10 protein-coding genes are annotated in these 12,726 nt (G+C 59.7%); 1 reads left to right on the top strand and 9 read right to left on the bottom strand.

Annotation, left to right across the window (positions count from 1 at the left end):
- Positions 1-65: 65 nt before the first annotated feature.
- Together HMPREF2845_RS03280 and HMPREF2845_RS03285 are read right to left on the bottom strand one after the other, a co-directional pair.
- The gene (locus HMPREF2845_RS03280; protein ID WP_070633888.1) at positions 66-1,811 is read right to left on the bottom strand and encodes an anchored repeat ABC transporter, substrate-binding protein; all 1,746 of its coding nucleotides are present in this window, start codon (positions 1,809-1,811) and stop codon (positions 66-68) included.
- Positions 1,798-4,134: a TIGR03773 family transporter-associated surface protein gene (locus HMPREF2845_RS03285; RefSeq protein WP_070633889.1), complete on the bottom strand. Its 2,337-nt coding sequence runs from the start codon at positions 4,132-4,134 to the stop codon at positions 1,798-1,800. The genes HMPREF2845_RS03280 and HMPREF2845_RS03285 overlap by 14 nt, the downstream gene beginning before the upstream one ends.
- A 290-nt stretch (positions 4,135-4,424) precedes the next feature.
- Between HMPREF2845_RS03285 and HMPREF2845_RS03290 the strand changes: the two genes are divergently transcribed.
- Entirely contained in the window at positions 4,425-7,421 is a 2,997-nt protein-coding gene (locus HMPREF2845_RS03290) for a choice-of-anchor M domain-containing protein (protein WP_070633890.1), read from the top strand.
- A 96-nt stretch (positions 7,422-7,517) separates the two neighbouring features.
- Here the strand turns inward: HMPREF2845_RS03290 and HMPREF2845_RS03295 are convergent, their stop codons facing one another.
- The 7 genes from HMPREF2845_RS03295 to HMPREF2845_RS03325 all read right to left on the bottom strand — a co-directional run bounded on the left by HMPREF2845_RS03295 (position 7,518) and on the right by HMPREF2845_RS03325 (position 12,530).
- Positions 7,518-7,766, bottom strand: coding sequence for a hypothetical protein (locus tag HMPREF2845_RS03295; protein WP_141744415.1), 249 nt, complete (start codon positions 7,764-7,766; stop codon positions 7,518-7,520).
- 337 nt (positions 7,767-8,103) lie between these two features.
- The gene (locus HMPREF2845_RS03300) at positions 8,104-8,814 is read right to left on the bottom strand and encodes a hypothetical protein (protein ID WP_070633891.1); all 711 of its coding nucleotides are present in this window, start codon (positions 8,812-8,814) and stop codon (positions 8,104-8,106) included.
- A 178-nt stretch (positions 8,815-8,992) separates the two neighbouring features.
- Entirely contained in the window at positions 8,993-9,445 is a 453-nt protein-coding gene (locus HMPREF2845_RS09220; protein ID WP_210394517.1) for a hypothetical protein, read from the bottom strand.
- Positions 9,446-9,691: 246 nt separating this feature from the next.
- Complete coding sequence (locus HMPREF2845_RS03310; protein ID WP_070633892.1) at positions 9,692-10,351, bottom strand: hypothetical protein; 660 nt, start codon at positions 10,349-10,351, stop codon at positions 9,692-9,694.
- A gap of 74 nt (positions 10,352-10,425) precedes the next feature.
- Positions 10,426-11,118: a hypothetical protein gene (locus HMPREF2845_RS03315; protein WP_070598854.1), complete on the bottom strand. Its 693-nt coding sequence runs from the start codon at positions 11,116-11,118 to the stop codon at positions 10,426-10,428.
- A 93-nt stretch (positions 11,119-11,211) separates the two neighbouring features.
- Positions 11,212-11,871 carry a hypothetical protein gene (locus tag HMPREF2845_RS03320; protein WP_070633893.1) on the bottom strand — a complete coding sequence of 220 codons (660 nt, stop codon included), beginning with the start codon at positions 11,869-11,871 and terminating at the stop codon, positions 11,212-11,214.
- Between the two features lie 176 nt (positions 11,872-12,047).
- Complete coding sequence (locus HMPREF2845_RS03325) at positions 12,048-12,530, bottom strand: DUF4190 domain-containing protein (protein ID WP_070633894.1); 483 nt, start codon at positions 12,528-12,530, stop codon at positions 12,048-12,050.
- Positions 12,531-12,726: the final 196 nt, after the last annotated feature.

A 12,726-nucleotide genomic window follows, 5' to 3' on the forward strand; every position in this document is an offset into this window, starting at 1 on the left:
GGTGTGTGAAAGATTATCTATATGCTGGTACGGCTATATGAGCTTGTGGGTAGCTTAAAACCGGGTTATGAGGTGCTTGCCTCCGAGCAGCTAGCACCCGAAGAATCGCCGCCAGAACTAGCCCCCGAGCACAGCGCAATCGTGTGAGCATTCGCCAACATCATCTGCGCGTAGTGAGGAGCCTGCGCATCCAGGGTGTCCGAGTAGAGCACCCCGGTACGCACCTGAGCCTCCCGAGCCAGCTCCGTGAGAACCGGCGAACGCATCGCCGTGGACTTGTCCAGATAAATTGCTGGAACCTTCAAATCCTCGACCGTGCGACGCAGGCGCTGACGCTGCTGAATGCTCGGCTCGCCGCTGGCGCTGGCACTCACAAAACCGGCAATGTGCAACCCGTAGGTGCTCGCCAGGTAGCGGTAGCCGTCGTGCGTGGTGACCAGGTTGCGTGCCGACTCCGGCAGGCCCCCGTACACCTGACGCAGCTGAGCGTCCAGGGCGTCAAGCTCCTTCATGACCTGCTCGGTGCGGGTCGCGTACTCGCTCGCACCCGCTGGATCGGCGGAGATGAGCGCGTCACGGATGACCTGCACGCTCGCCTTCGCGTTCGGCACCGAATGCCAAATGTGCGGGTCGATTTCGCCGTGCACGTGCTTGCCCAGAACGGCCTGCGCGAGCAGGTACACCTGACCGCGATGCTCCGAAGCACCCGAACGCAGGAAACGGTAGCTTCCGCCGGCGGGCACCTCCTGCAGGGTGCGGGAGGGGACCGCGACCACGGTACGGTTCAGTTCGTACTCTACGGCGCCCTGGGAGGAATCCGCGCGAAGCACGAGCCTGCCGTCGCCGGTGCGTGCCGTAATATCGGCGTGACCTGCGGAAAGAACCTTGATCTCGGCGGCAGAAACGTTCTGCTCCTTCGCCAGACGGTCCACCAGCTGTTGCGGGTCACGACCGACCGCGCAGTACAGGGTGCCGCGCGAAGAACGCACCGACTCCGGCGCATTGACCGCGGTGGCACTTAGCTCAATCGCGTACTCGCCGGCATCACTAAACGCCCACGACAGGTGCGTATGCGCCTGCAACGGAAGCTCCAGCGAACCCATATCGCCGGTGCGGATCGCGGTGTCCCCCTCACGGGTGAGGTTCACGCCACGCGCATGCGAATCGCACAGCATCTCCACCGCACCGAAGGTCTGCGTAATGAACGCCGCCAACTGCGCATTCGACGAATCGGTAGAGGTGCGCGCCCGCACGCTCTGCACCTCAAAGCGCATGCCTGCATCCGAAGAGTCGGCGGGGGCGGACTCGTTTTGCCCGCCCTCTTCAACACGCAAACCCAGCCAGATGGAGTCCAGGGAGGCATCCTCAACAATGGCTTCGAGCTTGCCGCCGTACTGCTCAATCTTCTCCGCAACCGCCACGGACACAACGCCTGCGGGCAGGTTCGCCTCAACCATTTTGCTGAGCTTACGCTGCTCCAGCAGCAGACCGTTCGTCAGGGCGCAGCGGGCGTAGGCGACATCGCGGATATCGCGCAGGCTCGGCTCATACGAGTGCGGGTCAGCACCGGCAGGCACGAGGGAGTGCACGCTGGCGCGCTCTCCTGCAATCTGCTGCGCCAAGTCCGCCAGGATCGGGGTCGTGGCGACCACGCGCATCCGGTCGGAGGAAGCGTTCACGGTGCTGGCGCATCCGCTCAGTGCGAAGGCACCAGCCCCCACCCCCGCACCCACCGCAATACGGGAGGCGAGGGTGAGGGCGGTTCGCCGACTATAAGCGTGTGCGCCGGTATGCCCGCTATGCGGTGTCACCGCTGCGGCCCTTTCGGCGTGCCGAACGCAGAATCATGGCACCGAGTGCCAGCGCCAGAATGGAGGTGCTGACCATGAACGGGTCGATGACCACACCGGTGTTCGGCAGCTTACCCGCCGCGGCTGCCTTCTGGGCGTTGGCGAGTTCCTGGCTGGTCAGAGCGCAATCCTCACCGGAGGCGGTCTTACCGACGATGCGCACCTTGGATCCGTCGGGCTTGGTGACGATGCCGGTGGCTTCGTCGACGGTGCCGTTGACGGGGTTCTTTGCGGTGCTCTTCTCGCCGCCGTTGTTGGCGCCGTTAGCGCTGTTAGCGTTGCCGCCGTCCTGCTTGGTGCCTGCCGCGCCCTGCGCGTTATCGCTTGCCGGGGCGTTATCGGGGTTGCCGACGGTGAAGTGCAGAACCGATTCGCTGCTGACCTGCTGACCGTTCTTCAGGCGTGCAGTCCAGCCGATGGTCACGGTGTAGCGACCCTCAGCGGTGAACACCCAGTTGCTGTGCTGGTGGGTGTTTGCGGGCACCTGGAAGGAGCCGCCGCTACGCGAATCGAAGACCTTCTGACCTGCGGAACCGAAGTTACCGGAGAGGAAGGTGGACATGGTGCCGGGGCCCTCAAAACCGTTGAGGCTCATGGTGACGGGGCCGTCGAGCTGCTTGAGCAGTTCGGGGTCCTGGGTGCTCCAGCCGAGCCAGGGCACGCCCTGCTGCTGGGTTGCACCGATCATGTGCACGGGGGTGCCCGCCGGGGCGATGTTCTCCATGCCTGCGGGCAGGTTGATCTTCGCGGCGTCATTGAGTACGAACTCGAGGGCGCCGGGGGAGACGTGGCGGGCGGGGCTGGTGCGGTCGTCCTTCACGCTGCTGGTGAGGTTGCCGCCGTTGAGGATCGGGCCTACGTCAAAGTGGCCGTGGGTGACTTCTTCACGGCCGCTGTGCTCGGCAGTGTTGACAACAGCGAGGGTGGGGATGCTGGTCGGTGCCTGGGCTGCCTGGTTGCTCTGCTTGTTGTCCTTCTGAGCGTCCTTAGAGTCCTTAGAGCCCTTGGCATCTTCGGCGGGAACCTCGGTGGCGATGCACTGCTGGTTCAGGCTGCCGGGCAGACCGGAGGACAGCACACCGTTGCCGGTAATGCCGCCGCCGTTGCTGGGGGCGCTAATGTTCTGGGCGTTGGAGCCCTTCACACTGGATCCCTTCGCGCTGGTGGCGTTGCTGTCCTTGTTTTCACCCTTGTCAGAGCCGTTATTGGTGTTGTCGGTGCCGCTGATAGCGGTTACACCGGATCCGCCCTGGGATGCCTGCTCACCATTTGCCGCCGCCTTCGCGCCGTTCGGGTCGGTCACCTGCGCGGCGTTCTGACCGTTCACGGATCCATCCACGCGGCGAATACCGGTGGATGCGCTCGCCTCAGCAGATGCACTCGCCTCGGCACTTGCGGAGGTAGATGCACTGGGGCTGCTGGTGGCGCTCTCGGTAGCGGTGGAGGTCGCCTCGGGGGTTTCGGTCGCTTCCTTCGTTGCCTCGCTGGTTGCTTCCTTCGCGGCGTTCTGCGCGTTCAGGAGCTTGAAGCCGTCCTCGGCGTTGGTGCCCACGGCGATGGTGTAGGTCGCCTCGGAGCTGACCGGGGTGCCATCCGCAAGGGTTGCGGTGGCGCGGAAGGTCAGCTGGTAGATGCCCTTGCGGGTGAACGCCCAGCTGAGGTGCTCGTGGCCGCCCGCGGTGATGGTGTGCGGTGCGAGCTGGTCGTTGGTGCTGAAGACGCGCGGGTTGTCGCGACCGGATTCGGTGAAGACTTCGGCGCGGCCGCCTTCGGGTACGCTGCTGCGCACGAGTTCAAGGTTGATGGTGTTGTCCTTGAGCGCGCCGGGGCGGATTCCTTCCGCACCGAGGCCGGGGTAGAGCAGGCCGCGGGTGCGGGTGGAGGGAATGTAGAAGATGTCGGTGCCTTCGGGGGCAATGTAGTCGTAGCCTGCTACGACCTTGGTGTGTGCATCCTCGACGTCGGGCAGGTGGAAGACGGTGCGGGCGGGGTTGAATCGTCCCTGCTGGCCGGGGCCGGTGTCTGCGAGGGTGGCGAGGGTGAACTGGTTGCCGTCGAGGAATGCGTTGAGCATTTCGGTGTGTACGCCCGCGATGACGTAGTCACCTTCGTAGTTGACGTAGCTGCGCGACTCGGTACCTGCCTGGGCGCCAGCCTGGTTTTCCTGCGCCTGTGCGGCGGTGAAGGTGCCGACCTGGGGGAGGGCGAGGGGCGCCCCGAGTGCGAGGGTGCATCCGAGGGTGGTTGCGCTGAGTAGGCTCAGGGGTTTGGTGCGTCCTTGCATGGTGGCTCCTTGGATGACTGCTCGTTGGCTGGCGCGTTGCCCGGTGTGTTCGGGGCCCGTTGCTTTCGGGGCTTGCCCGGTGCTGGGCCCGGCGGCCTGCTGCCGGTTTCTCCCCTGCGTCCGGGGTGCGCTCTGCCGTGTTTTTCTCTTTGTGGATGTACGTGGTGTGCGTTTTTGGGCGCGCCTCGGCGCACACGTGTTTCTGAGAATCACTATACTCACTTAGGTTCTAAATGACAATTATTTGCAAAAGAGCTACCCTAGAGGATAGAAAAATGAGAAAGGTTGTCATGAGCTCTCAGAAGCAGACCCAACGACGGGTCACCACACACACCCCCGCACTCTTCATCCCCGGCGGCAAGCCCGCCCTCCGCCGCGCAGCCGCATTCCTCTCCGCCGCAGCGCTGCTCGCGCTCGCCGGCGCTGCCCCCTCCCTGCCCGCCGCAGCAGGCCCCGACGACGGCAAAATCGTCACCACCAAGGGCCACGTTGACGCCCCCAAGGCATACTGGGACGAGCAGAACGGCACCTTCGTCCTCATGAACGAGGCGAACCCCTACAAGACCGGCGCAGACACCTACGAACTGGACAAGACCGTCAACTGGGTCGGCAAGGGCTACAGCACCAGGGACGGCAAGTCGCAGTACACCATGACCCTGGGCGACTCGCCCTCCCTGGCGTTCCTCGGCGAACCCGGCCAGACCCTCTACATGGCACCGCACCTGACCTACGGTAACCAGGACCCCATCTGGGCTGGCCTGGGCGCATCCACGAAGGTGCCCACCGAGCGTTTCCGTGACGGCGTGTTCGCTACCGACATTCTCTCCGTTGAGGGCCCCGGCCGTATGGAGCTCTTCCGCTACAACCCGGACGACGCCCCCGCCGACGTGTACCGCATGCTCTCCAGCAGCTCCACCGGCTGGCACTCCTGGCTGCTCGACAAGGGTAGCCACACCCACAACACCACGACCTTCACCCGCCCCGGCCGCTACGTGGTCACCTACCGCACCGTGGCGCGCTCCACCGACGGTCGCATCATTAGCTCCAAGCCGTCGAAGCTGGTCTGGCAGGTTGGCGGCATGCAGCCCGTGCTCGGTGACGGCACCCCCACCGCCGTGCCCACCGTCGACCGCTACAATGCGGCACCCGTCGGTGACCTGGACGCTGCAAAGTACATGCTGTCCGTGGCACCGCACCGCCTGGACGCCGACCCGGCTAAGAACAAGGACGCTGACGATAAGCTCAGCGACATCACCTTCACCGCCGCGAACAAGAACCTCAAGGGCACCCTGACCCTGTACAACAACGGCTACTTCCTGACTGACCTGCCGGTCGTGAACGGTACCGCCACCTGGTCTGAAATGCTCGGTAGCGAGGGCTCCCAGTTGCAGGCGGTCTTCACCCCGGACACCTCCGATGCGAATAGCGCGGAGGCGTCCCGCTGGATCTCGCACAAGCTTGCCTACGAGCCCGGCAAGGCTGAGAGCGTGTACAGCGACGACGGTAACGGCTCCTGGCCCGAAGAAATCCCGGACGAGGCGAACACCGTGCTCAGCACCGAGCAGTACACGCCGACCAGCATGGACTACGACGTGACCGTCACCCCGAATGGCAACGGCTTCAGCACCGTTGAGGTCCGCTTCAAGGACCCGAAGGTGCGCGGCTTCATGCGCGGCGGCTTCTACGCCCAGGATGACCCGGTCTACCCGTACCTCGACCTGGAAGGCTCCGTCGAGGATGGTGTGGCGCGCTTTACCTTCCGTGACGAGTCGTTCTACAAGGGCACGGCGCTGCGCGTGAAGATGCTGACTCACCCGGATATGAACGCTTCCGCCTCCACCACCGAGGTTGCGGCGAACTACGAGCCGGGTACGAAGTACACTGCGCACGGTGCGCTGGCTCCCGATAGCGCACCCATTAGCGATGCGCCGAAGCCTGCTCCGGTGGACCCCTCGCCGAGCGCTGAGCCTACCGTCGCACCCTCTGCCGAGCCTTCTGCTGAGCCGAGCGAGGCTCCTTCCGAGGCACCCAGCGAGGCTCCGACCGCTGAGCCCAGCACCGTTCCGTCGGTGTCTCCCAGCGAGGTTCCGACCGTGCCTGCGGTGCCGACCGCCTCCGCAGAGCCGAGCGTGCCTGCTCCGGTGCCCTCCACTCCGGCACCGACTACTCCGGCACCGACTAGCCCGGCGCCGTCTGCTCAGCCGTCCACCCCCGGAACCCCGGGTAACCAGTGCGTGCCCGGTCAGATTGACGGCCGCACCAAGATTTCGCACGGCCACCTGGACATCCAGGCGACCCTGAAGGATCGCCAGCTGTCCGTGGGTCTGCGCGATGACAGCGGCATCATTGATGCTGATTCGACCGTGCGCCCGCTCGATTCGGTCGTGTGGACGGTCAGCGAGAACGCCCGCCGTGTGCGCACCGAACGTATGGCTGATGAGAAGCTGAACTTCATGGGCCCGGTCGGCACCGCCTTCTACGGCCTGCCGCAGACCCAGCAGAGCGGCCTGCCCTGGCCCGGCTACAACACGCAGGACATTGACTACTCGCAGCTGCGCGGCCCCGTGCGCCTGCACGTGGTGCCGAAGGTCATGCCTGAGGGTGCGCGCTTCGGCATGTTCACCGAGTCGCTGAACGGTGCGGATGTGCTGCTGGATTCGACGACCGGCAAGACCACGATCGACATTGATTACGCGACGCACGCGCACGCGAACTGGGTGTTCTCTGAGCCCGGCCAGTACATGTTTGACGTGCACTATTCTGCGACTCTGGCTGATGGTACTGAGGTGAACAGCCCGGTGCAGCAGCTTGCGGTTGCTGTGGGTAAGAAGGCGTCGGATGCGTGCTCCTTTGAGACTGCCGTGCCGAAGGACCCGAATGCGGCTAAGGACGACTTTAGCGGTGTGCGCCGTGTGGATTCGGCAACCCCGGGCGGTACCGCTGGTGCTAACCAGCCCGGCTCCGCACAGTCTGGTGCCGCGCAGGGTGGTCAGTCCGGTCAGGCTGGTGCTTCCGGTGCCGCCGGTGATGTGAACGCGCAGGGTTCCTCTGAGGGTTCGGCTGATGGTTCTGCTGGCGGCGTGTACCCGGGTGGTATTTCCGGCGGTGGTACCGGCGGCGGCTCCCTGGGTCAGTCCGGTGTGTCTGCTGCGTCGGGTGGCGTGAGCTCCCAGCAGGGCGGCCTGGCGCGTACTGGTTTCGGTGCGGTGTCTGTGGCTGTGGGCGGCGCACTGGTGCTCGGTGCCGGCACCGTGATGGTGCTGCGTTCCCGCCGCCGCGCCTCCTAGCGCTCGCCGCGTGAGGACACGCTGATACGGTGAAGCCCCCGCGGCTGAGAGGATGACTCTCGGCTGCGGGGGCTTTGTTTTTAATTTATGAGGTTGTTATTCTTTGATTTCTTCAAAGCGGGTCGTAGTAAAATCCCGCTCTTTATTAGTTGAACGATTCGACACATGGAATAGGTATTTTTTGCCAGGCTTGACGCTCTCAACATACTCGGGAATCTTGCGACCTTCCGGAGGAGTAATCATTGTGAGCGTGCCGCACTCTTCCGTCTCAAAAAGACCTTTGGGTCTAATATCATTCATGCCGCTTACTGTTCCTCCGCGCGGTACCGAATATGCCTTAGTCACGGTACAGGTTGCGGTAATGCCATCACTGTCATCACGTAAATGTTGAGGAACAACAAAAACATGTATACAGCAAGCATTATCAAAAGGGTCAACCCTATTATTTGGCGGCGAGCATAATTAATTTCCATCGGCTCCCCTATTTATAACTTAGTGGAAAAAGGTAATCTCATTAAATGTCCCACTTCTTTAAATCAATCTTATTAAAAATTCCCTGTGCTTCCTTTTTCTTATCTTGGCGTCGATTAATCTCGTACCTAATAATAATGTAGGGGATAGAAGCAAAGGACAGCACCAAAATAATTCCCCAGAAGATACTAAAGATGGTATCTAGCATGTTTTACTCCGCCTCCTGAACAGCGGCATTGGAAGAGGAATCCTCGTCTTCCTCCTCGGGAATGGTGATACCCACGGTGATGTACTTCTTCACCGACCACCCATTCATCGCTACCGAGGCAACAAAGAACAGCGCAGGCAGCAACTCCAGACGAACCAGCGAATAGCCCACATACCCGAGCGCAATACACCCAGCCAAACCAGCCACGCCAATACACACGGCACGCAGGGTACGGTACCCCTCAGATCCCTCCTCAAAGCGGGTGCCCTGCAGGTAGAAGAGGCCCTCACGCACAACACGCAGGAACCCAGGGGCCAGGAAAAGCGCAACCGCCAGAGCCACCGGATCATAGCCTGCAGTCATGAAACTAGTCAGAGGAACCACGAGGCACAGAACCGTGAAAATAGCCGCCGACACAACGCCCACACGGGTTGAGCGCCTATTCATCTGCTCCATGCGCAGCAGGTCAGGAATCTCATCATTAGGCTCGATGCGGTAGATGAGGAAGGCGACGATGATTAGCCCGCCAACCATGTACCAGGAAGCAAAGTTCGTCTCAGGGGTCCACGGAGCCGGGTCCCCCTGGAGTACACCGAAAGCCGTCAGAACCGTCAGAACAATCAAGCCCACCGCGTTGATGGAGTAAACGAAAATAAAGAAGCGGTGGAAGAGGCCTCCGGTCGCTTTATAGCCAATATTTTCAGCGTTAATCATATCTATGTAAGCAAGATTCAGAGGGCTTAAAACGAAGAACAGCGCACCCCAAGGCCATACCCCAATAACGGCCATCACTAGAGATGCAAGAGCTATGAAGCTAAAGCAGAACCACAGGAAGATTAGCCATAGGATTCTGAAGGTTTCAGAGATAGCGTTCATGCTATTTCCCTTTCAACTATTTGGACTCTGCCGCGGCGCGGTCGAGGATGCGCTGCAGGTGCTCCGGGATCTGTCGGTACTCCCCAGCCTCGGGGGAACCAATCTCATACGTGCGGGCATAACAGATGACCTTAATCAGAGCGTCCATGTCCTCGTAATCACCGAACTCTACGAAGAGCTCAGGGATGTACTTGGGTGGCCAAACGCCGTAGCGCTCACGGAAAAGAATCATATGGTAGATATAAGTTGCGTCAAAGAAGACGGGGCTGAAACCCAGGCGGTAGCGTCCCATCTGGCTACTGCTGATGAGTAGGTGTCCGCCTTTGCCGTTGACCTGCATGTGTATTTTGGTGATGCTGCTGTAGTCGAACTCGCGGGTTTTGAATCGCCAGTTCCGCCATTTCACGGAAGTTGCATTCTGCTGGATGTAGAAAGAGTGAACATGGATGGACATAAACCAGAAATGCATTCCAACTATGTTTGTAAATATGTAGGCTGGAATGTAGTCAACAAGGCTCTCTGCTCTGAAAAGTAGAGGACACAGAAGACAAACAACCACTGTACAAGCGTCCAAAATTAACACAGCCAGCAGCGGCTTTTTCTGCCGCTGTCCCAGAGGAATATAGCCTTTGGGGCGGTTGAGTCCTATGGAGCCGTTGGTGACGGTTTCGGCAAGGAATTTCCTGAGCATGGGGTGTCCTAGTGTGGTGGTTGGTTACATGTAGACGTCGGCGAGGCCGGTGACTTTCTCTTTTTCCCTGAAGTACGGGACTGTATCAGGGCCACTATCTAGAGCATCCACCCGAGCAATATCACTCGGATTATTCATATCAGGCCAGCGGTCATTATCAATCCTGAACCGCACAATCGCCATTAGACGATAATTCTTGTGAATAATCGGGCAGAAGGCGGCAATTAGTTTTCCGGATTTACTGTAGAAAGACACAAGATCCTGGTCGTCTGTAGAGGTTGCCTCATAGTATTCAATGCCGTCAATAGCGTTGAAGGGATAGACGGTCGTGCGTGCTGACCACATGCGCTGCTCAATACCTTCAGGGGAGATCTTCACATAGGCAACATGCACATACCAGGCATACATCATGAATCCGATTGACAGAAATATCCCAAGGAGTTCATAAAAGGCACCTGGAGACCCCTCGTCTATAAGATGAGCAAAGAGATAGAGGCACGGAAATCCAGGAGTAAATATTGTCAGGAGAGCCTCTGCCTGATTGACTCGCCGGATGTACGCGCCTTGGCGGCGGCGCTCCATATCCTTCCAGCGCTGAATCTCGTAATTGATGATGATGTAGAGCGTCCCGGTTACCGAGATGAAGGCCATAACGCCCCATATGATGATGAGGAAAATACGCATGGTTGGTTCTCGTTTCGTGTGGTTGGTGAATAGGGTTCGGCGTTTGGGTCTATCGTATCGGCTGCCGTGCGGCGCTACATCTTGATATCCGCTAGGCCGGTGATTTTGTTGCGTCTTCTGTACAGCTTCCTAAACAGGGGTCGGGTCCACTCGAGGCTATCCCACGTATCAACATACGCCAGATCCTGCGGGTCCCGCATATCGGGCCAGCGGTCAAACTCAAGCCGGAACCGTACGATTGCCAGCAGCCGGTGGTTCTTGCCAACGGGGTCTAGCTTGGCGATTTCCTTGCCTTTCTTGGTGTAGAAGGTGGCCTTGTCAGATCCTACCCCGGTCCATTCCAATACTTCCTCCGCCTCACCTTGGAAGTAGAAAACCTGGTCGATAGCCCTAATCGGGTAGGAGGTCACGGTGGCGAACGGTGAGAGCTTCTGCTCCACATCATCTGGCGTGATTTTCGTGTACACCAGGTGAACGTGCAGAAAGTGGTAGGGGAAGAAGAGCAGCATGATGAACGCCAGCAGGTTGAAGAGGATACCGAGCTCTACCTGCGTGTAGAGGTAGAGCGCGAAGAAACCTGCCGGGAGTATGGGCGTGAGAAGGCATACGAGCGCTTCGCGGCGGGGCACGCGCGTAATGTAGATGCCCTCGTCGCGGAGCTTCATATCCTGGCGCAGGTGCCTATTATGCAGGACAACGACAAGGATGGCGCCGATGATTGATGCGAGGGTGCAGATGCCCCAGAGCAGGAGGAAAAAGGTGTGCATGATGCGTGCTCCTCTTTCGCGGTGGTGGTGGTGTTCGTGCCGGTTGCGACTCTTCGGATGTAGGGGGGAGGTAGCCGGTGCTTATTGGGAGGGTTACATGTAGACATCGGCAAGGCCAGTAACCTTCCCCAAATTCTCAAAGTAGCGCATCGTCTTCGCGGCACAATCCAAACGGTCCACCTGAGCTACGTCATCCGGGTTGTCCATGTCGGGCCAGCGTTCGTTTTCAATCCTGAACCGTACAATCGCCATGAGCCGGTAATTTTTATGAGGCAACGGGCTAAACAGGGCAATCTGGGTGCCTGACTTGGCGTAGAACCCCACCATGTCCTCGTCTTCATATTTTGCTGCTTTGTAGAACACGACGCGGTTGATCGCGTTGAAAGGGTAACGGGTCGGGTTGGATAACCAGATGCGTTGCTCGATGCCGTCGGCGGAGGTCTTCACGTAGGCAACATGCACGTACCGCAACAGCGGAAGGACTGCAAGTGACAAGCATAGGTAGAGTATTTCATTGCCTGTGCCGAATTCTTCTTCAACATAAACATGTAAGAAAGCCATTAGCACGGACGGGACGGGAACAAATATCAGGCATAAAGCTTCGAGCCGAGTAACCCGTCGGATATAAATACCCTCACGCCATCGCTTTTTATCTTTCCAACGTTGCACCTCGTAATTGATGAGGACATAAAACGTCGCCACTGTTGTAAGTAAAGCGACGGCACCCCAGAAAATAACCAGGAAAGTGCGCATGGTGGGTTCTCGTTTCGTGTGGTTGGTGAATAGGAAGAGCACGCGCCCCACCCAAACTAGGCGGCGGCGCCTCCAGAAGATACGGTTGAGGGGCGCTCGCAGGCACGGCGACTGCCGCACACGCGAACGCCCCCATCCATCACATCATCGGTCAATAAACCAGACGGTCGGTCGGTCTACTTGTCGTTGTCTACAGGGTAGAGCCAGCCGCCGTATGCGCAGTAACGCTTACCGTCCTTCTCGGTGTAGTAGGCGCCCACAAATTCCTTGCTCTCACACTTCTGAATCGCTTCGCGAGCCATCTGCTCACGCTCCGCACGCTTCTGAGCGCGCACATTGTTACCCAGAACGAAGGTGACCATCGCAACCGCGACCAGCACGAGCGAAATGATAGCCATGACCTTGCCCTTGCCGGTGCCGCGCTTGACCATGACTAGGGCAATAATCGCGAAAATAACGGTCGGGATTGCGGTGAATGCGCCCAGGACAAGAATGCCGGTCAGGGCGGAGATAATGCCCAGGACCAGTGCGGTTACTGCCGCCCACTTCTTCTTTTTCGGTGCCTCAACGGGTGCGCCGTATGCGGGCTGTGCGGCGGGTGCCTGCTGGGTGAACTGCGGCTGCTGCGGTGCAGCCGACTGCGGGGTGTTTTCAGACATGAAAGTCCTCATTTCGTATGTGGTTGGTGATTCTATTGATAGGGTGCCACCCCGAGTGGGCTGGCATTTCCTAAGGATACCGTAGCGGGAGAAATCCCTTGATGAGAGTAGATAAATGTATATGCACGCACTGTTGTGCAATGTCTACTATGAGAAATTTTTCTCACAACAGGGTGTGGAGGATGCGCTTTGCCGC

It is taken from the genome of Rothia sp. HMSC065B04 (genome assembly GCF_001812285.1).
GTDB classification, from domain to species: domain Bacteria; phylum Actinomycetota; class Actinomycetes; order Actinomycetales; family Micrococcaceae; genus Rothia; species Rothia mucilaginosa.

What these genes read in the sequence shown, in the direction of transcription:
- HMPREF2845_RS03285 (WP_070633889.1), bottom strand. Translation starts at nt 4,134, where the DNA reads ATGCAAGGACGCACCAAACCCCTGAGCCTACTCAGCGCAACCACCCTC.
- HMPREF2845_RS03290 (WP_070633890.1), top strand. Translation starts at nt 4,425, where the DNA reads ATGAGCTCTCAGAAGCAGACCCAACGACGGGTCACCACACACACCCCC.
- HMPREF2845_RS03300 (WP_070633891.1), bottom strand. Translation starts at nt 8,814, where the DNA reads ATGATTAACGCTGAAAATATTGGCTATAAAGCGACCGGAGGCCTCTTC.
- HMPREF2845_RS09220 (WP_210394517.1), bottom strand. Translation starts at nt 9,445, where the DNA reads ATGCATTTCTGGTTTATGTCCATCCATGTTCACTCTTTCTACATCCAG.
- HMPREF2845_RS03310 (WP_070633892.1), bottom strand. Translation starts at nt 10,351, where the DNA reads ATGCGTATTTTCCTCATCATCATATGGGGCGTTATGGCCTTCATCTCG.
- HMPREF2845_RS03315 (WP_070598854.1), bottom strand. Translation starts at nt 11,118, where the DNA reads ATGCACACCTTTTTCCTCCTGCTCTGGGGCATCTGCACCCTCGCATCA.
- HMPREF2845_RS03320 (WP_070633893.1), bottom strand. Translation starts at nt 11,871, where the DNA reads ATGCGCACTTTCCTGGTTATTTTCTGGGGTGCCGTCGCTTTACTTACA.
- HMPREF2845_RS03325 (WP_070633894.1), bottom strand. Translation starts at nt 12,530, where the DNA reads ATGTCTGAAAACACCCCGCAGTCGGCTGCACCGCAGCAGCCGCAGTTC.